Below are 20688 nucleotides of genomic sequence, written 5' to 3' on the forward strand. Positions count from 1 at the left end.
TTAATTCGCTATGGCAGAATTAGAAATTAGACAACCAGAGTCCAATATCTACAGCAACGTTGAAGATTGTGAAGCTCTTCCTTTGTTTGTAAGATACACAAGTGACGATGCTAAATTTTATGACAAAGATGCGACGATCTCTTTTGAAGACACTGTTGCGCAATTGTCGGGTACCCATGTGTGCTACCTTATTCACCGTCGTCAAAAGGGACGAAATAAGGTATATGAAGAACTCGCAATAAAGTTCGACGAACTTCCTTTTTGCATGACTGCACAATTAGCAAGGGATGAATGCACTTTACGCGCCCCTCATTTCACTGTCAAGAATATGGTCTTGCCTGAAGAAAAAGACCAATTTATAGTTAAAAAATGTGAGGTCCGTTTTGTCGATTTATATGAGGATTCATTCAAATTGATAAACGGAGCTGGTCCTTATTGGGTTGGTCATGTTCAAGAGATTACTCAATTCATGAAGGATTGTTTCTCGCTTCCTATACCCCCCATTGAGATTCAAATAGAGGAGGATAAAGAAATGTGGCAGGCTTATCTTGACGGCCTAAATGCTCTGTTAGAGAACAAACGAGATTTAATCAAGATTCAAAACATTAGTAAACAAAAAGGAGGTTTGCTAAAATTGGATTTTGATATGGATAGCTATGCTCAGAATTTAAATAATGCTATTACTGAAGAATTAAAAGGCAAATGCGAGATGGAAGCGAGTGTTTCCATTGATGATGGAGAATGTCTTATATCATTTGATAGTTACCAATCCATTCCCGAAGATACTATAGAAAGTATTAAGACAATAGGAAGAGACTATTGCTATCAGGCTGATTCTGAACCTACCAATACGGTAAGCGGAAAAATTGCAATCATATCAGATTCAGAAGAGTTAGCAGGCATAACCTCTTCCATTGATTCGGAATTGACAGAGTTCGGAGTTGATTTAAAGAAGGATGAGTCGGGGGAGTTTCTTTTAACTTCTGATAAGGATATTGTATTCCTTCAGAAAATTGTAGATACTCATCACAAAGGTATTGCGGAGGTTGTTTGTACGACCAAATTAATCATGCCTTTATTACCTTCTGCTGAATCTATTGATATAAACAACTATATTAAGGATCTTCCTGATGATACTCAGGTTATACCACATGGGAAACATTTTGTAATAACATCTAAGCGTCCTCTTAATACTGAACTTTCAATATTCAAAAAACTTCGTTTCGCAAGTTGCATGGTATCTGTTTCACCCAAACAAATAGATACAAGGATTGAGATTGAAGGTGCTAACATAAAAGGAAACACCTATACTTGGATTGTAAATAATCCAAGCGAACTGCCAAGAGTTGATCGTTATTTTAATATGGTTAGAAAAAGCTATTCCGACCAATATATTAGCAGTACATTCCACTATGCCTTTGCACCTCAGATTGAGAAGTCTGTTCTTGCAGATTTGAAGCTCCAAAATTATGGCAAATCTTCACTGCAAGTAGATGTGCCAAGATCGTGTGTCGTTTTCTATCCAAAATCTCAAGAGGACTATTCAACTCTTAAAGAAAATATTTTCTCACAGTTAGATGACTCTATATGTGCAGAAGCTCCTGAATATGAACCAACAGCGCGAATAGAATTCCTTTGCGAAAATGAAGAATATCGTAGAAGCGTATTTGAAAAGGTCAATGTGGCACTTGCTGACAAACGTAGCAATTTCACTACAAACAGGCTCAGCAAAGATGCTAAAGAGTTGAATTTTGCTTTCAATTTTGTGGACATTGAAGAAAGAGATAATATTGAGACTATTATAGAAGGAGCACTTGCTTCTATTCATGGAATAAAGATTATTTATGATGACAACAACAATAAGGGTGTTACACAATGGTCTCTTTCAGAAGACCTTTCTTTATTGCAGGAATTAGATCGCAAGCTTCAATCTGACTTTAGAAATGAGAACGTCAATTATATTAACGGCTCAAAATATGACAAATTAAGCGAGGTCGATGAAGAAGAGTTAGCACATAGTCAGTACTCAAAGGAAAGTATAATACGTCGCCGCCGTCGTCAGTATCTTCAAAAAAACAGTCTGAATATTGGTAATTGTGTACGAAGAACAAGAGACTATGCCATCATAGAACCTAATGATGACGTTTTAGAATTATTATCATCAAAAGAACTGAAAATTGTTGCAGGCGACTATATACAATTCCCTGCCATGGGTGAAACCATGGAATTAATGCGCCAAAGCAAGGCTATGAGCCGTATTTTAAAGCCAGAAAGCAAATACAATCATAGGCCTATAAATCCGAACCTTCCAAATTATATATTTGACCCAAAGTATGCAGGAGAAACGGTTGTTGACATTAATACAGCAATGGAAGACATTCGTACTCACAAGATTGGGAATCTGAACGAAAAGCAATTGGAGGCTGTCACAAAATCTGTTCTTGCTAAAGATTTAGCACTAATACAAGGTCCTCCTGGTACTGGTAAAACAACTGTTATTGCCGAGATAATATGGCAAGAAATCCGAAAGAATCCTGATTGCAGAATCCTATTAACATCACAAACAAATCTTGCAGTTGACAATGCTCTTGAAAGACTGCAAGGCCAAGCTGGTATTCGACCTGTTCGTATAGGGAAACCTGATAAATTGGAACCAGAAGGAAGAAGATTCTCTTTGCCTGTAATGGATAGTTGGGCGCAAGACTCTAAGAATGGCGAAGACAATGCAACTCGTATTTGGATTGATCGGATTGTAAGTAAAATATCTAATGACCCTAAATATTTGTCTGCAATCAGCTCTTGGAAGAACGAACTTGAAGCCAAGGATAAACATTCCAGGACAGAATTTAGTCGTTTATACAGAAGTAATGTAAATCTCGTGGCTGCAACATGTAGTATTTGTGGATCTCGTGATTTTATGGAGTCTTATTCTGACATGTTTGGGGGAAACGAACGTTCTGACATGTTTTTTGATGTGGTAATTATGGATGAAGCAAGTAAAGCCACACCATTAGAAATGGCAGTACCACTTGTCTTAGGTAAAAAAATCATCGTCATTGGTGACCACAAACAGTTGCCTCCAATGATGGATGAAAATACAATTGATAGCGCTCTGGAAAAGATCGGCAAAAAAGAAATTGCTGAGAAATTACAAAAGGCAGAATCTCAATTCAAACGCTTGTTTGAAGCTGCAGCAAAAGTTAGGAAGACAATCGTTGCCACACTTGACACACAATATCGTATGCATGAACAGATCATGAATACAATTAAACAATTCTATCAAGAAGAACTTGCCGCGACTGGTGGATTAAAGTGTGGAATAACTGAAACTATGGACATTCCTGATTTGGCAAATAAGGGAAGTAGATGGCATGGTATAACATTAAATCCTATAATTCAACCCAGCACTCATGCAGTATGGATTGATGTTCGTACCCCAGAAACATACTTAAGCCCTGGTTACAAAAACGAAGGAGAACTTAAAGCCATAGATTTAGTTCTTAAGGCTCTCCAACAGGCAGATGGATATTCTGAATTCGTTAATGCACAGCAAAAACCAGAAGACAAAGAAATAGGCATCATTACATTCTATAGTGCTCAAAGTCGGGAAATCCGAAAAATGTACAAAGGAAAGAACTATAGAATGGATGTAGTCGACAGATTCCAAGGTATGGAGCGCAACATTATTATTGTTTCAACAGTTCGAAGCAACCCTAAAAACAATATTGGTTTTGCAAAGGAAATCGAACGTATTAATGTCGCTTTCTCTCGTGCCAGACGCCTTCTTATTGTCGTTGGTAATAAACGTCAATTTGAGAGTAATAGTAATTATGCTGCTTCCATTGCAAATATGGAAACTGTTAGTTTTGAGCAACTTAAAGATGCTGTAAGATGAGCAAGATAAAAAAACAAAAAAATGCAGTGCCCCAAAAGGTACAGGAACCTATTGGAACTCGTATAGCCAGGGCCGTATTCAAAGAAAAGAAAATTTCTGAAAGAATCTTTGGATATATTTCTTATGACATTAACTTTATCAAAGCTACATATGCTGGTAAAACTCAAAGACCTGCAAAGATAACATCGCTTGAAAAGGGTATTGTCGGCATACTTCTTATCGATGAAACATCGTCATTTGAAAAAATAGGACTGATTTTGGGGTTGGACGTAGTAAACGACAAAGCTGAACAGTCAATATTGCGGACAGCAATTGATACACTTCGAGGCTTCAATGCTATTGAAGGTGATGATTCATGTATGGCTCTTACTGATGCTGGTCGCACATACGCAGACAAGGGAGAACGGCCTGATACCTATACAAAATCGTTTGATATATACGTTGATAAGTCCCATTTATCTTGGCTGAATATAAAAAATTGTATAGGTGACAATCTCTCAAAAATCAACGAGATTAACACGCCTTGTGACAATCTAAATCTTTCCTTAGAGCAGATTAAGCAATATGCAGAATGTCAAGCACAAGATGTGCATTTCCCACAGAATCGTTATCTCTTAGAAAGTGCAATATGGAGTGAAGGACATGAGGCAAATTATAAGGTATATGTGTGCTTTGTACAAAGTATTGCTTCATCAGAAGAGGTTCGTGCATTTGTTTTCGACGAAAATTCAAATACACTAAATCCTGTAATGTCAGAGCAGATAAATTCCAACCCTGAATTGCTGTCGGAACTTCTTGAAAAGTGTATTAGGTTTGAGTGTGAAATTGACGAAGAAACCATAGTGCTCGAAGGAGATGCTATAGAGACTGCCAAATCAGAAATTTCTGAAGACATAAAAGAGGCAGAAAAGCAACTAGTACTTGAAGAAGAGAATGCTCAAAATGCACCTTTGTCAGATACAAAAGCAGATTCCTCTCTATCAGCAAATACAGAAAAAGAAAGACTTCATAAAAAAGCACTATACGATTCTTTATCTTTTGAGCTTGAACTTCAAAAGATTTTCAATGAGGATGATCCAGATGAAATATGGCTCATTAGCCCTTGGATTCGAAAGGGTGCATTTATGCACGATCGCGGTCCACTTATTGAAAATTTCCTCAAGGACGAGAACAAGAGAGTTTTCATTGCTTATTCTGAACCGGCATCTAATAACGATGGAAAACCTATGATGGATGAAGAGGTTGAACCCGGAATAAAATTGTTGGATGAACAATATCCTAATTTTTTTCATGTACAACTCCCAGAGTTTCATCTTAAAAATGTCATAGAAGTTAAAGGTGATCAGAAAGTTCTTTTCTCAGGAAGTTTCAATGTGTTGTCGTTCTCCGTATCAGAGGAACAAAAACATATACGAAGAGAAGAGATGACATTAGCGCATCATACCGTTGCAAAGAATAAGTATGCAGATTTTCAATTGGAATTTGCTGAAATTTACGCATCTAGAATACAGAAGGAAATCGAGAGTCTGGAAGTTACATCTTTAGCTAATTACAAGAATGAACGCTTAGATTATTTCTTAAATATTGACAATCCTGAGGTTCATAAGTTGTTCAGCCCGATTGAGGATTTACTTGAAGAAAAAGCTTTGGGTTGTCTTAAAGAGGAACTGCATAAGAAACTAACAAAGATTGGGCAAGAGTTAGTTGCCGCATCGAATATGGGAGGGCTAAACATGAAGGATAAAAAGAGGTACAAATCATCATTGGAAAGTATATCCAAGGATTTGTCTTCTAATTCAATAGATGATCCTTCTATAATTGAGTTGCTTGAAAGTAGCCTGAAGCTTTTAGATGTTGTACCTGAAAAGAAAATATTTCCGGACAAAGTCTCGACTAAAACTGCAAGACAGTCATTTGCTCCAAGAAAGCCACAAAATTCCACAATGGAAAATCTATACACTGAAAGTGCATCAATTTCAGAAATTAAAACAATGGTATCTGAAGCAATGGACGGAAGCCAACATGGAATCCGAATAACAATCGATTCTGTGACTAAAGCAAAAAAGATGTGTTCTCCAACTAATCTTAGTCTTGAAAACACTGATAAATTGTTTAAGGTTCTAGCTGGTACAAATGTCTTAGCTTCTGCAATAAAGCTCGGTATCGAAAAGAAAATGAGACTTGCTGATGTTCATAATTCACTTCGAAGAATCATAAAGAAATGTGAAGACTTCGATAGCCTCAGTATTATATATAATGAAGACCAAAAACGGATTATTTTCGATGTTGAGGGAATTCAGTTCCAATACGAGAAATTTGAGGCAAATGAAGAATTAATGATGTTCATCAATAGCCACAATAATCGAGTTACTCGATGGAATGGTAGTCGCACCTTCCTATTTTCTGTTGAGATAATTGATATTGCCACAAAATATATAATTGAGTAGTATGTCACGATTCGAATCTTCAAGATTTGTACGAAATCCTCAGGTGATGCACGTAGATATTCTTAAATCTGCGTGTGACACCTTGGGATGGTCGTATTCTGTTAGAGGAAATGAATTACTTGTAACAGATGCAAAACAAGGCACGAAACTGTATGGTGAATTTGCCCTTAAACTTAATCTCACAACAAATGAAGTAACATATAACACTTATTATATGCCCAATGCTGCACAAAAAGTAGAAGAATTGCAAAACCAATTCTATGCTTTGAATGCTGCATATGCAAAAAACTCATTGGTTCAAGAATTTAAGAAAAAAGGCTTTACCTATAAAGCAAATGATCGGTTCACTCCAACAACTGAAGAAGTTTATAGCTTTTTTATGGTAGGTCGTTCAAAAGACAAAAACGAGGACGAACCTGTTGCACAGATAAAGTTTGTTATTTTGAAAGATGGAACAATTGTTACAGACTCCGACTATCTACCGAACGATGTTAATGAAAGAGCTCATGAAGCTATGGATGTCCTTGAACAATTACTGGGTAACAAAAGGGTCATGACAAAGAAAACAAATATTCCCGCTAAATATTTAGCAAAGATGAAGCCTCGTAGAAAAAATACACAATCTATAGAACAGAAATAATATCAAAATGGAAGCCATATATTCGAAAATTAAAGATATGCTAAAGGCATATTATCCAGTCCTGTATCTGACTAGTTTTGAATATGATAGAACAAAACAGAAGATAGAAGGTATAATAAATATACTAAAGTCGGAAGGAAAGGATGTTCGTCTTTTCAACTGGAATTGTGTAAGTGGTTTACGAGACCTTAATAGCGACAAGTCCCTACCTGTCATTAATAAAGATGATGAAGAAATAGTTGAACCTGAAGAGGTGTTAAAATACATTCTAAATGATAAGGATACAAGTAAGGATGTATTTGTGTTGGAAGATTTCAACAATTATATAGAAGAGGAAAATGTTAAATACTATATTCGTTCTATCGCTGAAAGAGCTAGGCATACGAATACTCATGCCATTATTTTGTCTGCTGTATATAAGTTGCCTGTAGAATTGGAGAAATATGTAACTGTGTTGAATATTCCATTACCGAACAGATTAGATATGGAAAAGACACTTGGCGTTGTTGAAAGACAATGTAAGATTAATCTATCGGTGGAAATGCGTAATAGAATGGTAGATGCAGCTTTAGGTATGACCTCTATGGAAGCAGATTTGGCATTTTGTCTTGCTGCTGTTAAGGACGATTTAGGACAGAATGCACCATATACGGTTTCTTCAGAAAAAGAACAAATCATAAAGAAGTCTGGCATCCTTGATTATTTTCCTAAGAATGAAAGTCTTAAGGATGTTGGTGGCATGGAAGTTCTAAAGGATTGGTTGTTCAAAAGACAAAAAGCATATGAAAAGAAAGCACGTGATTTTGGATTACAAGAACCAAAAGGCTTATTGCTGTTGGGCGTTCCTGGTTGTGGAAAGAGTCTTACTGCAAAAAGTATTGCATCATTCTGGAATATGCCATTATTGAGGTTGGATATTGGCAAGGTTTATCAAGGGTTGGTTGGTAGCAGTGAGGACAACATACGAAAGGCAATTGCGACTGCAGAAGCTGTAGCGCCTTGTGTTCTATGGATTGATGAAATAGAAAAAGGACTTAGCGGTGTACAATCAAGCGGTTCAACTGATGGAGGTGTGACATCAAGAATTTTTTCCACAATATTGACGTGGATGCAAGAGAAAACATCTCCAGTATTTGTCGTAGCTACTGCAAATAACATCAATCTCTTACCGCCAGAATTGTTGCGAAAGGGACGTTTCGATGAGATATTCTTTGTAGATCTTCCAAGTCAACAAGAACGAGAAAATATTTTTTCCATACATTTAAAAAAGAAGGGACAAGATCCTTCTCAATATCCAATGGAAATGCTTGGCAAGAAAACGGAAGGTTTTAATGGCGCAGAAATAGAAGAATGCATAAAAGAGGCCATGTTTGCGGCCTACGTTGAAGCACAAGATGAACCGAAACTTCTAAGTAAGCATCTAATGGATGCCATAGCAAAGACTGTTCCTTTGTCAACAACTATGAAGGAGCAAATAGCTGTACTTAGAAATTGGGCTGCTACGAGAGCAAAAAATGCTTCAAGCGAATCGATTGCTGAAGAAAAGAAGGAAATGCCTATCCTTCTCACTCGTCCAGAGTTGGAACTTGAAAGGTCATTTGATTTAAATACTACAAAAGAGTAATGAATGAGTATCGAGATAGAATTAGGTGCTTATGATAACGTTGTTCCACCTCTTACCATTCCGAACAGAGAAGTGAAATGCGTTAATGCCGATGGTACTGCAAATGCGGGAGAGTAGGTCGGTGCCAACCCGGAAGCGAACAGGGGTGATAACATGTGATGCATAACATAATTCAAAAAGTCATTATGGATAATTTTAATGTTATTCTAGTAAATGGTGACTTGTAGTTGAATCAGTCCGAAAACAAAGGGGCTGATTTGAAAAAGTCATCTCCTTTTTGGGATTCGTTTTAGACTCAACTAGGAAAGCGCTTTGCTGACCTTGTGTGGCTACTTGCCTTAGTGGGGCTAATAATGTTTCTGTAATAAGGACCTCCTAAGCATGAGGGTAAAAGGCTCATTTTTAAAGGATGATAATATGATAGAAAACATTGACATAACAAAAGAGACTTCTGGTCAACTTCTGGCCAATGATCCCGAATATGTGAGACTTGTCTCACATATCTCAGACCTTTGGGATGGGGCAAAGAACAAGGCTGTATATGCAGTCAATGCTGAACTGATCGATGCGAATTGGCAGACTGGTCAGTATATTGTTGAGTTTGAACAAGGTGGCAATGCTAAGGCGAAGTATGGAGACAAACTATTAGTTAATCTGTCCAAAGACTTGACTCGATTGAAAGGGCGCGGATTCAGTCGCTCCAATCTCAACTACATGCGTAAGTTATACTTGGCTTTCCCAATTTGTGAAACATTGTCTCACAAATTAACATGGAGCCATTATTTTGAACTACTGAAATGTGATGATCCCTTAGAGATGAAGTTCTACATGAAAGAATGCATCAAAGAAGGATGGAAAGTCAGGGAGTTAAAACGACAAATCAATTCATCTCTTTTCCAAAGACTTGCACTCAGTACAGATAAAGAAGGAGTGCTTGCGCTTGCAAATGAAGGGCATCAGGTCATGTCTCCTGCTGATATCATCAGAGACCCATACGTTTTAGAATTTACAGGAATACCGCAGCAAAAGCGGTATAAGGAATCCGATTTGGAGAAAGCTCTGAAGACCAATATGGAACAGTTCTTATTGGAATTGGGCAGAGGCTTCGCATTCATGGGACGTCAGTATGTCATACCAATAGGGAGCAGACATTTCAAAGTGGATTTGGTATTCTATAATGCCATATTGAAATGTCATGTTTTGATTGACTTGAAGCGAGGAGAAATTAAGCATGGAGATATCGGTCAAATGAATCTCTATCTGAATTACTTCAAAAATGAAATTTGCCAACCAGACGATAATCCCCCAATTGGTATTGTATTGGGTGCAAAGAAAGATGAGCTATTGATGGAATACGCGCTCCAGGGCATCGACAACCAACTTTTTGCAGCGCGTTATCAGCTTTATCTGCCCAATCGCGAGGAACTTCAAACCCAATTGGATTTATTACTTGACAATTCAAAAGAAAATAGGTAAATATGTTATTCGGAAGTAAGATTAGAAAACTAAGAGATGAGAATGGCGTACTGCAACGCCAGTTGGCTGCACTATTGGAGATAGACACTCCGATGTTCAGCAAGATTGAACGCGGTGACAGGCGTGCTAAACGTGAGCAGGTTATCAAACTCGCTGAGTACTTCCATCAGGACGAGAACGAAATGCTGACCCTCTGGTTGGCTGACAAAGTGCTTGATGCGGTGGATGGCGAGCAAGAACTCAGTTCGCAAGCCATTGAAGTTGCCCAAGAACAAATCAAAGAACAGTAAAAGTATGGAAATTGACATTTTTCCTATACCACATCGGAAGGATGGGACGGCTCGTAACTTTGACAAGGTTTTCCTTGGTATTCTCATCATCACTTACATCATCGCTGCTTTTAAGACGGCTCAGTGTATCGTAGGCAATGATGCAGAAAAAGAGTTCGTATGCTTTCTGCTCACAATACCGATATTCATAGGCTATTACGCCATATTTGTGCTTGTCTGTCATGGCGTCAAGACGGGACTCTATGCTTACTTCAAGTCTCATCGCAAAGAATGGAACAGCATAGCAGACCGCGAGGAGATGGAGGAGCACATCGCTCAAAACCTTGGCCATATACAGAAGAAGGCACAAGAGAAGACAGCAACTATCACCAATACAAAGAATGCAGCACCAGCAGTGGTTAACGCTCGTAAGACTGACTGCGATGTCGAATCACAAAGTCCAGAAGAAGTGTCCGTTACTCCTGAGGCATTGGCAAAGTTACAGTTGAAGCGTGACATCCAGAAGGCGCATGATGAGTTGGAGGTATTCATCAATCAAGTGCAAATTGACCGCAAGCAGATGAATGAAGCAAAAGTCGCTCGCGAAGCAAGGAAACTTGAAGCCATCCTCAAATATACCCGCTATACGCTCATGCCTCATGGTTTCACGGATGAGGAACTGTATCAGATAGAGGAAGCTGTCAAACTTCTTGTTGAACTCAATGGTGTTACCCGAATGGAAGTCCTTTCCATCAGCAAGAAGAAGGGACTGAAGCAAGCCGACCTAAAGAACTTCTGCTGGAACGTTGCAAACCAATATGGAATTGATCCGAAGACAACGGCTCTGTTTGCACTCAATCTGTTTTATGCCTGGTTCAGCAACACCGAACCTTCAAGCATTCAAAAGACGCTGCGCAACACAGCAGGCACATATACAATTGAAATTGACGCGAACATCATAGACCATCTGCCAGTGCTGGAAGAAAAGGTGCTTGGCAAGAAACACAAATAACAGCAATCTGCAAATAACATTGACATTATGTTCAATTAGAGTAAAACTTGTACAGCTAATACTAGTCGGTATAGTAAAAACAGAACGAACATGAAACAAAATAGATACAATGAATTATATAAAGAGCTGAATCCTTCCCTTAAAATGAAGTTGAATGCTATACGTATGAACTTACATGAGGGAAAGGCTTCTTGTTTAGTAGGTGCAGGCTTTAGCAAGAATGCCGAAATGGATGATGCCACTCATATGAAAGATTGGTTCGAGCTTGCAGATGACTTCTATGAGACTCTATATGGAGAAAAGCCAGACGATAAGAATGTAAGATATAAGAATGTTCTTAGGTTGGCATCTCAAGTGGAGGCATCCAAAGGAAGAGGGGAGATAGAATCTTTGATTCAAAATTCTCTGCCTGATGAGCGTGTATATCCGGGACGCTTGCATATCGAACTAATGAAATTGCCATGGTCTGATGTTTTTACTACAAATTATGACACACTGTTAGAAAAGGCTTTCATAGAAGCTGATAGGTATTACTACAAGGTAACAAATAAGGAAACATTATTGTACACGCCTCATCCAAGGTTGATTAAGTTGCATGGCAGTTTTCCCGATATACGTCCATTTATTATAACCGAAGAAGACTATCGCACTTATCCACAACGATTTCCGGAATTCGTAAATACAGTGCGACAGTCTCTAATAGAAAATGTTCTTTGCCTTATTGGATTCTCTGGTGATGATCCAAATTTTCTCAGTTGGATAGGCTGGTTGCGTGATGTTATGGGAGAACAGGCCTCTCCTGTGTATCAGATCACGTATAATAACCAAATGCACGATTCTAATATTCATCTATCGCACGACCTTGGAATCGATGTCATCAACCTTGCAGACATAAAAAAAGTTAGTGGTTTCTCGGAAGCGTTGGATTTTTTCTTGATGTATATAGGCAAGGAATATAAAACGAATTGGTCGGGAGAGTTAAAAAATGCCCATACATCAATACACATCGGAGAAAACTACGACGTCGATGCTCTTATAAAGGATATGAGGATGATACGCGAATCGTATCCAGGATGGATTGTATTGCCAGCATCTCATATGCGTGAATTTTCCGACACGAAGGAATATATACCTTTCTGGACCAACATATATGCGAAGTGTGCTAATGATGTTATAAAGCAGGTGAATTTCTTGTTCGAAGTAAATTGGCGTATTGAAACTGCATTGGCATCTCCTGATATGGAATGGTATATACAAGCTTTAGAACAATTGCCTTCAGAAGATGCAAATGGCTTGGACAATGCTACATATCAGAAGCTATTAGGATTAAAGCTTTCTCTTCTCAACACATATCGTTTCAAAGGTGCAGATGATGATTATGTTCATCTGTTAGAAAACATTGAGACTCACATTTCTCAGCTCACGTACGAGCATAAACGGCAGTTGAATTATATAAAGTGTCTACATGCCATCTCGACATTGAATTATACCAACGTTCAACAAATTGTTGATGACTGGAACCTTCGCTCATTCGATTATCAAGGTCACCTGTGGAAAGCAGGGATGCTGATAGAGGTAGGTCAGTTGCGAGAGTCCCAAGTGATGCTTCGAGACTTATTGAAATCTGTGAAAAGAAATATTCTAACATCAAGGTACTCCGCGCAGTTGTCTTCTGTTCGCTCTGCCATAGAACTCTTCCTATGGAGGATGGATTATATGTATTCCATGGATAAATCTAACCCAGATTTAGACTTTGCTGGAATTGTGAGAACTTGTCGCGACATGATTGTTAAAGAAGAAAATCAACCATCTCGTCACCAAATAACCCATGGTTTCAATCTCTTAGAAACTGGTCAACAATGGAATTTTGGCGGAAGTGGATTTAAAGGAGATTATTATGGGGCGATTCGTTATTTCCGTCTATATGAAAAGTTAGGATTCCCATTTGGTATGCCCATGGGATTCTCTTCGGAAGTTGAGACTAAGACTTTCATGATAGAGCGATTATTGCGTTATTATCCTAAGTATGCATTACAATGGATTGTTAGATGTTGTGAGACAAAAACTATAAACGTATTAAACCGAGAAACATTGTTACATATTAGGAGGGAGGATGCTTGTGCGTTTTTTGACAAGTCGATTGCATCTTGCGAAACAGGTCTTGACCAGTACGCAGGAAGAATTCTACAAAAACGAGTTTTGACATGTCAGTTGCCTATACTAGTAAAACTTTCTGTATTGCTTACACAAGAAAGAGTGGAACGTGTATTTAATGCGCTTTGTGTTGTATATCGTCAACATTCACAAAAGTATGATGGAAAACAAGTCCAAACATTATACGATAATTTGTCAGGAGAATCGCTAAAACGTTGTCAGAAAAAAGCTTTGGAACAGCCAATTATGCAATCAGGCGTTAGAGAAGAAGATTTTAAAATGCCTTATTTGTTGAAAGATGAAATTGATTATTCTATAGAGGCTGGTGATATTGCTATGACAGGCTTATCATCTGATGTAATTAAAGAGCAACAAGCAGCTTACAAAAGACTTAGAATTTTGAAACGGACAAAGAAAGATGATTTGACTTCTTCTGCTTTGGATATGTGCATTAATGTATGGAGAACAATACCGCCTTTATCTGATGACAAATTAGAATCTTTTTATGAGTTTCCAGCAGAGGAAAATACGATGAGTTCCATAGCGGCTTCTGAGTTAAATTCGTTCTTGGATACAGACTTCACAAATGAGAACTCTTCTGCCTTCATAGATAGAATCTCGAATAAATTATTCCGTCTTCAGATTGGCTTTTCTCGTTTTACAGAGGAACAACACTCGCTATTCTTGAACAAAGTAATAAGAATTCTTACAGAAAATGAAGATGCCTTCAAAAAGGATGATTCTGACAGTTTCTTTGGTGGCTTTCGCTCTCATGTAGAGAGAATTTTCTCCTATCTGAACTATTATAGCCAAATAGAGGGTCTTCCGTCGAAAGAAAATGATGTGTGGCAGTCTTTTAAAAACGTAATTGAACGATACCGTAAACACGGTTATCCAGTATTAACAATTATGACTCACCTGGCTTATTGGGGCATATGGAATAAGACTACTATCAAAAGTTACGTGAATAAAGCCATATTCTCAGAATCTAGTTCATTAGTCCGTGATGCTGGCCAGGCTTTGGTCTATACGGCTAACAAGCAAGGTGCAAAAGTTAACCAAACCATAATTAAAGACATAATAAGTAAGGTGTCTTATGTCTTTGATGAGGATACTCATACATATCTCCATATTGTAAGGGATATCTTATTGAATAAGGGTGTAAGTAAAGAAGCGCGTGTCAAGTTAGAGGAGTGGATGAATAACCTGCCATATCGAATAGAACGTTGTTCGATATCAGAAGAAATCAAAGACGATATTCGATATTATGCAAATCAAATAGCAGGTATTATGACGATTATTTGGCCAGACTGGACAGGTTTGAATGCTTGGCAAACTTATATGGGAAAAGAGCACATAAAGAATGACGTCAGAAACGGATTTGAAATAGGAGTCCGTCTTGCTAATTCATAATGAAAATGGAATTTACGATACAAAAAATACTAGAATTCCACGATTTATTTCCAAAGGAAAAAGATCTGGATGTGCGAACAATACTGAAGAAATATAGCCGTGAGTATATTGTTCGTTGCTGTCATGTCCTATGCAATAATTACAGCAATTCTGCCTTTATTCCGGACAATAATAATACTTTTTTCTCAGAGGTAAGCAAGAAACATATTCCTGGTCTAAATGAAAAGATATCTAAATATCTTAATACGACAGGGCAGGATAGAGTCTGCTATTGTACAGTAAAAACAGCATTAGAGTTGATGCGAGTGGCCTTTTCTATTCCCGTACAAGAGTACAAGAATGAAGGACAAAAAGAAGATTTTGAATATGATTTGTTTCGTTCTGTGCTGATGCTTAATGAAAATTTGATGGCTTTTTCCCATGCTGGTCAATTGGATTTAGCAACACTTTTGTTCGCTAACTACTACGTGCAGAATGATATCATTAATCAAAATCAGAGTGATACTTTTGTTCGTCAGATTATACACTATAAGAAACTAGTGGATTTCTTAGAGAATCACCCTAAATGTGCTAATGCATATGAAGTATTCATGCAAAAGATGGGGATTAATTCAATGGATGAGTATTCCAAAACTTGGATGTCATTAGTGTCACTATCAATGGGATATTTGAAGAGTGGTGTAAAAGCATGTCCTATCTTTGACTATAATCAGTTGAAAGATGAAGATCATCTTATAAGTAAGTCAGTGCTGGATAATCTCTGTATAGACATAACGGCTACTATACCGTATGATGCAGAAGATGCGGAATCAAGAGATAATAATGTAGATTATAGAACTTTCCGTTCACACCCTCTGGTGAGAGTTGATAGTGGTAAATATCTGATTTATAGTCTTCACTTGTTACTAGAGAGACTATACAGCAGTCTATTCTTTGATATAAAGGATGGATTCAAGAATGCTTTTGCATTTTATAATAAAGAATTTGTTGAGCGACGATTGTTTCAACCTGCAGCTCTTGCAGCTCTTTCAAAGCATACGTCGTTCTTTTGGCCTACTAAACACGATGTAGAAGAATTGAATGCCCCTACAGAGATTGACGGGCAACCAGATTTCTATGTTAGAGAAGATTATAACATAATACTCTTTGAGTGTAAAGCAATCAGAATTAAAGGTGAGGTAAAAGATAAATCTGACATTACAGAACTGCTGGATTTGTTGAAACAAAAACTCTATCAGTCAACCAAGAACACTGATAAATCGCGTAAGGAGAAAAAGAAACCTGAAGATTTGGGAGTAAAGCAGCTTGGCAATCAAATGAAACTTATAGACGATGATGATTTTGAGCTTGATAAAAACATACCGGACGAAGTGGCGTATTACCCAGTGCTAGTATTGGAAGATACTCATCTTGTCATTCCTGGTATATCAGGTATCATCAACTCTTGGTATAAGGATTTAATTGATAAAGAGCTACCAAATCAAATGTGTCATCCGCTTGTTGTAATGTCCATAAACACACTAATATGGCATAGACAAGCCTTTGCTAGATTTGGTTTCCATACCATATTTGATAATTATTATAGTAAAGCGGCCAAATATGAGAAAGATGGCATCCATTGGTCTTTTAATCCTTTTTCAGATTTTGATACTTTTATGATGGAACACTATAAAATATCGAAATTAGAGAGACAGAAAATGTTTAATGAGTCATTAAACGCATTAGGACTAAAAAAGAAAATCACTAGTGTTAATTGATATAGACGAGAACAAACCATGGAATTTACCAAAGTTGGAAGAGAAAGAACTTAGCAAGAATCGCTAATAGCGTATTTGTGGATTTCTACTTTTGCTTGGCTTAACCACCTCTTTTACGTCCTCTTATCGTTTACGTATATTCGTAATCAACTGATACACAGTAGTGTTTAGATTTGAGGAAGGATTATTATCCGGGTTATCGAGACAAAGAGACAATGAAAGTTATCCGCCATGAGTCGCTTGGTATTTACGTCTATGCCAATCCGAGAAACAAGCGTGAACAGAACTTCAACGAGGTAATGACCGAAAAAGCCGAAGCCATCCGTTGCCGCAGGTTTGAATCTGTGGTGAATGAACGGTATGATTTCTTCGACAGGTACAAACTCAAAGCCGATTTCTTGGAGTATTATCGCAAACAACTCCGCAAGCATGACCAGAAATGGGAGTTCGTCTATCTCCATTTCAGAAACTTCGTACATGGCAAATGTACCTTTGAGGAAATTGACATCGACCTATGCAACAAATTTCGGGAATACTTGCTGAGTGCCAAGAAACTGAGGCGCAATGGACCCATTACACGGAACTCCGCATCGGGATATTGGTCTACTTTCAGGGGATTCCTGAAAATTCTCTACCGTAATGGAATGATAAAGACCAATGTCAATGATTTTTTGGATAAGATTGAAACGGAAGATGTGGTCAAAGAGTATCTGTCTGTAGAAGAACTATATAAACTGGCTGAAACACCGTGCAAGAAGCCCATTCTGAAAATAGCATCGTTGTTTTCGTGCATGACCAGTTTACGTATCAGTGATATTCTTGCCTTATGTTGGGAAGATATTGTAGACTACTCAGCCGGAGGAAAATGTGTACATATCATTACGCAAAAGAACAAAGCGGAAGACATCATTCCCATCAGTGAAGAAGCATTGGGATTGATTGGTTACAGTTCCGAGAAGAAAGGTTTGGTATTCAAGGGGCTTATGCGCAGTTGGACACAAGCACCCATGAAAGAGTGGATTCGTTCTGCCGGAATTACCAAGAATATCACATTCCACTCGTACCGGAGAACATTCGCCACGCTGCAAGCTGCGGCAGGAACGGACATCCGAACCATACAGAGCATAATGGCTCACAAGAGTATTACGACCACGCAAAGGTATATTAAGGTAGTGGATGCCAACAAACGGGAAGCCAGCAAGAAAATCACCCTGACAAGGAAAGATTGATAACGATTCTAGCCTCCTTTTGTACGGGTATAGTATGATTTTTAGCCCGAAATCATACTATACCCGTTATTTTTTATAAATATTGGGCGATTTGTCATCACCAATTATAAGTATCTGGAATACGGTACATAACTTTGCGGCATAATCATTCCAAACATTTACAGTATATGACAAATAGGACTCAAATTCGTACTCAAAGGGTAAGTTTTGTTCTTGCGCTGTCGGTAATCACCTACGCAACAATAAGTACTTATCTTTATACTTATCACGAGATCAACACAATGAAAGTAATGATACCCATAATACTTGGAATAGGGGTAACAGTTCCAACATGCGGTTTGCTGCAACGATTTTTCCATAGATGGCTGACGAAGAATCCAATCGATTTTTCTTTTGGTTGGCAATCTCCGCTTGTTTTTGACTCTGATTTCGAGATAAAAGACGATTGTGCAAATGAAGCTCAAACCATTGAACAGTCTAATAAATCAGTTATAGATAGTTATGATACACTGCTGGAGAACATCAAAAAGAAAGAAGCAGAAAGACAAGTAGAAGTCATGAATGCTATTCGTGAATATGTAACTATTAAAACCGTTCCCTATCTGTCTAAAGAAGCTATTGCAATCCTCATTTCCAATATAGAATATATGGCTTGTGGTAGATATGACTTATACAAACCTATTCGCTCCAATATAGATAATCCGTTGAAATCTCCAGGACTACGCCATTTGGCATGGAACATCGGTGAACGTTTGGGTATATCTCTACTTCAAAGAGCAACTTTTATAAAAGCTTCGTTTCCTCATGAACTCACAAATGCAACCATTGAATATCTAAAACTTAATTTGCGCGATAATGTTTCAAGCCAAATTCCTATTGACGTACCCGATAAAGGCGACTATCGCTTCCATTTAGAAACAGATAATAGTAACTCACAATAAAAAACGTATGCAGATGAAATAATTAATCCGGTCTGTATTGTTCTGCAAGGTTTCATTGAGTTGGTTCGCAGCATGTTAAACGATTAAAACACTTTTAATATGAAACAAGAAGAACTGACATTCAATGACCTGCCGGCAGTGGTAGGCGAACTGTGCAACCGGATTACAAGCATGGAAAATCTGCTGACGGAAAAACTTTCCAAGCAGCACGAGGTCAAAGAGAACACACACGTGCCTATGACCGTGCAGGAGGCTTGCGCCTATCTCAAAATGCCGTTATCTACTTTCTATTACAAAATCAAAAAGGACGATATTCCAGTTATCAAACAAGGAAAACATCTCTATATCTATCGAGACGAACTGGATAGATGGCTGGAATCCTCCCGAAAGAATCCGGCTCCGCAAAATTTCGAGGAAGAGAATGAGTCTATGTTAGCTTCCCATCGCCGTAAGCCGAACCCTAAAAACTGGTAACGATGGAGAAGGCAGATAATACGACTCCTTCAAGTGAGGAGTTGGCAATTTACATGGAGGAGTCAATAGTGAGCGTGACAAGTGCATACGAACAGTCGCCTGTGGTGCTAATGGTGGACGATGCAGTTATAGGCACATTAGGTAATTTCAGTGCTTCCATAGGTAAGGCTAAAAGCAAGAAAACGTTCAATGTCTCAGCCATTGTCGCATCGGCATTGAGGGGCAGCACCATTCTTCATTATCGGTCTACATTCCCAAAAGATAAACGGAAGGTGCTATACGTTGACACGGAACAAGGACGGTATCATTGTCAGAACGTATTAAAACGCATTTTACGTTTGGCGGACTTACCGGAAAACAAAGAGCCAGACAATCTGGTTATGCTGGCTTTGCGCAAATACTCTCCCGATATGCGATTAGCTATAGTTGAACAGGCTATCGGCACAATTCCTAATTTAGGATTGGTGGTCATAGATGGCATCCGTGATTTCCTGTATGATATCAATTCTCCCAGTGAATCTACCGATATAATCTCCAAATTCATGCAGTGGACGGATGACAGACAGATACACATCCATACTGTCCTGCATCAGAACAAGAATGATGAACATGCTCGTGGACACATCGGCACGGAACTCAATAATAAGGCGGAAACCATCATGCAAGTTGAAGTGGATAAAGAGGACAAGACCATAAGCGTAGTCGAAGCCATGCATATCCGCGACCGTGAGTTTGAACCGTTCGCTTTCCGCATAAATGAAGAGGGGCTACCCGAACTGGTAGAACCTTACCTGCCAAGAGAAAAGAGGATAGGACGTCCGACCAAAGAACCGTTTGATCCGTACAAAGAAATTCCGGAAAGTGTACATCGCGCAGCATTGGATGCCGCTTTTGCGAATGGTACTATCGGTAATTATGGTAATTATTTGGAACGGTTGAAAGAGGAGTACGGATTGCAAGGTGTAAAACTCGGTCACAACAAGGCGGTCAAGGCAGCCACCTTCCTCGGCAACAAGCGGATGGTGATAAAAGAGGGGAAAGAATATAAAATCAATCCCGAATGCCATTACTGAGTTCAACTTTACTTTATTGTCGGGGCGTATATATAGGAATAAAGCAAAGTAGGCAAGATAACATAATGTGAGATAGTCATACACTCCCCTCTTTTAGAGACATATCTTACTATCCGAATGCCTATTCCATATCCACATCCGACATGGCTTGCCGGGAAGTATCAACAGGTAACTGTTGCAAGATATGCCAAGGTATAACCTCACTGCGTTCCGGTTGTACATTGGCGCTCTTGCCTGCTCAGTAACTTCGCTGGTGCGGTACTCGCAAGCTCGCACCTATTTAC

General features: G+C 38.4%; 13 protein-coding genes and 1 rRNA gene. All 14 read left to right on the forward strand.

Annotated elements, in window-relative coordinates; all coding sequences use genetic code 11:
• Nucleotides 1-10: 10 nt before the first annotated feature.
• Nucleotides 11-3895, forward strand: coding sequence for an AAA domain-containing protein (locus BACFIN_RS17970; RefSeq protein WP_007748179.1), 3885 nt, complete (start codon nt 11-13; stop codon nt 3893-3895).
• On the forward strand, nt 3892-6342 hold the full coding sequence (locus BACFIN_RS17965) for a hypothetical protein (protein WP_005848454.1): 2451 nt from the start codon (nt 3892-3894) through the stop codon (nt 6340-6342). The genes BACFIN_RS17970 and BACFIN_RS17965 overlap by 4 nt, the downstream gene beginning before the upstream one ends.
• Nucleotides 6343-6388: 46 nt before the next feature.
• Entirely contained in the window at nt 6389-6982 is a 594-nt protein-coding gene (locus tag BACFIN_RS17960; RefSeq protein ID WP_007748181.1) for a hypothetical protein, read from the forward strand.
• A 7-nt stretch (nt 6983-6989) separates the two neighbouring features.
• On the forward strand, nt 6990-8606 hold the full coding sequence (locus BACFIN_RS17955) for an AAA family ATPase (RefSeq protein ID WP_005848450.1): 1617 nt from the start codon (nt 6990-6992) through the stop codon (nt 8604-8606).
• 21 nt (nt 8607-8627) lie between these two features.
• Nucleotides 8628-8736 (forward strand): 5S ribosomal RNA (rrf, locus tag BACFIN_RS17950).
• A 287-nt stretch (nt 8737-9023) separates the two neighbouring features.
• On the forward strand, nt 9024-10082 hold the full coding sequence (locus BACFIN_RS17945) for a PDDEXK nuclease domain-containing protein (RefSeq protein ID WP_032839098.1): 1059 nt from the start codon (nt 9024-9026) through the stop codon (nt 10080-10082).
• Between the two features lie 2 nt (nt 10083-10084).
• Nucleotides 10085-10372: a helix-turn-helix domain-containing protein gene (locus BACFIN_RS17940; protein WP_005848446.1), complete on the forward strand. Its 288-nt coding sequence runs from the start codon at nt 10085-10087 to the stop codon at nt 10370-10372.
• A gap of 4 nt (nt 10373-10376) precedes the next feature.
• On the forward strand, nt 10377-11363 hold the full coding sequence (locus BACFIN_RS17935) for a hypothetical protein (protein ID WP_005848444.1): 987 nt from the start codon (nt 10377-10379) through the stop codon (nt 11361-11363).
• Nucleotides 11364-11453: 90 nt separating this feature from the next.
• Nucleotides 11454-14930, forward strand: coding sequence for an SIR2 family NAD-dependent protein deacylase (locus tag BACFIN_RS17930; protein WP_005848442.1), 3477 nt, complete (start codon nt 11454-11456; stop codon nt 14928-14930).
• A gap of 5 nt (nt 14931-14935) precedes the next feature.
• Entirely contained in the window at nt 14936-16687 is a 1752-nt protein-coding gene (locus BACFIN_RS17925) for a hypothetical protein (protein ID WP_032839100.1), read from the forward strand.
• A 215-nt stretch (nt 16688-16902) separates the two neighbouring features.
• Nucleotides 16903-17916 carry a tyrosine-type recombinase/integrase gene (locus tag BACFIN_RS17920; protein ID WP_007748199.1) on the forward strand — a complete coding sequence of 338 codons (1014 nt, stop codon included), beginning with the start codon at nt 16903-16905 and terminating at the stop codon, nt 17914-17916.
• Nucleotides 17917-18083: 167 nt separating this feature from the next.
• Nucleotides 18084-18857 carry a hypothetical protein gene (locus tag BACFIN_RS17915; RefSeq protein ID WP_007748202.1) on the forward strand — a complete coding sequence of 258 codons (774 nt, stop codon included), beginning with the start codon at nt 18084-18086 and terminating at the stop codon, nt 18855-18857.
• 99 nt (nt 18858-18956) lie between these two features.
• On the forward strand, nt 18957-19331 hold the full coding sequence (locus BACFIN_RS17910) for a helix-turn-helix domain-containing protein (protein WP_007748204.1): 375 nt from the start codon (nt 18957-18959) through the stop codon (nt 19329-19331).
• A 2-nt stretch (nt 19332-19333) separates the two neighbouring features.
• Nucleotides 19334-20404, forward strand: a complete 1071-nt coding sequence (locus tag BACFIN_RS17905) for an AAA family ATPase (RefSeq protein WP_007748210.1) — start codon at nt 19334-19336, stop codon at nt 20402-20404.
• Nucleotides 20405-20688 lie beyond the last annotated feature (284 nt).

The sequence above is a fragment of the Bacteroides finegoldii DSM 17565 genome (genome assembly GCF_000156195.1).
In the GTDB taxonomy this organism is placed as follows: domain Bacteria; phylum Bacteroidota; class Bacteroidia; order Bacteroidales; family Bacteroidaceae; genus Bacteroides; species Bacteroides finegoldii.

Excerpts from the sequence above, each read along its gene's own strand:
- BACFIN_RS17970 (WP_007748179.1), top strand. The coding sequence starts at position 11 with ATGGCAGAATTAGAAATTAGACAACCAGAGTCCAATATCTACAGCAAC.
- BACFIN_RS17965 (WP_005848454.1), top strand. The coding sequence starts at position 3,892 with ATGAGCAAGATAAAAAAACAAAAAAATGCAGTGCCCCAAAAGGTACAG.
- BACFIN_RS17960 (WP_007748181.1), top strand. The coding sequence starts at position 6,389 with ATGCACGTAGATATTCTTAAATCTGCGTGTGACACCTTGGGATGGTCG.
- BACFIN_RS17955 (WP_005848450.1), top strand. The coding sequence starts at position 6,990 with ATGGAAGCCATATATTCGAAAATTAAAGATATGCTAAAGGCATATTAT.
- BACFIN_RS17945 (WP_032839098.1), top strand. The coding sequence starts at position 9,024 with ATGATAGAAAACATTGACATAACAAAAGAGACTTCTGGTCAACTTCTG.
- BACFIN_RS17940 (WP_005848446.1), top strand. The coding sequence starts at position 10,085 with ATGTTATTCGGAAGTAAGATTAGAAAACTAAGAGATGAGAATGGCGTA.
- BACFIN_RS17935 (WP_005848444.1), top strand. The coding sequence starts at position 10,377 with ATGGAAATTGACATTTTTCCTATACCACATCGGAAGGATGGGACGGCT.
- BACFIN_RS17930 (WP_005848442.1), top strand. The coding sequence starts at position 11,454 with ATGAAACAAAATAGATACAATGAATTATATAAAGAGCTGAATCCTTCC.
- BACFIN_RS17925 (WP_032839100.1), top strand. The coding sequence starts at position 14,936 with ATGGAATTTACGATACAAAAAATACTAGAATTCCACGATTTATTTCCA.
- BACFIN_RS17920 (WP_007748199.1), top strand. The coding sequence starts at position 16,903 with ATGAAAGTTATCCGCCATGAGTCGCTTGGTATTTACGTCTATGCCAAT.
- BACFIN_RS17915 (WP_007748202.1), top strand. The coding sequence starts at position 18,084 with ATGACAAATAGGACTCAAATTCGTACTCAAAGGGTAAGTTTTGTTCTT.
- BACFIN_RS17910 (WP_007748204.1), top strand. The coding sequence starts at position 18,957 with ATGAAACAAGAAGAACTGACATTCAATGACCTGCCGGCAGTGGTAGGC.
- BACFIN_RS17905 (WP_007748210.1), top strand. The coding sequence starts at position 19,334 with ATGGAGAAGGCAGATAATACGACTCCTTCAAGTGAGGAGTTGGCAATT.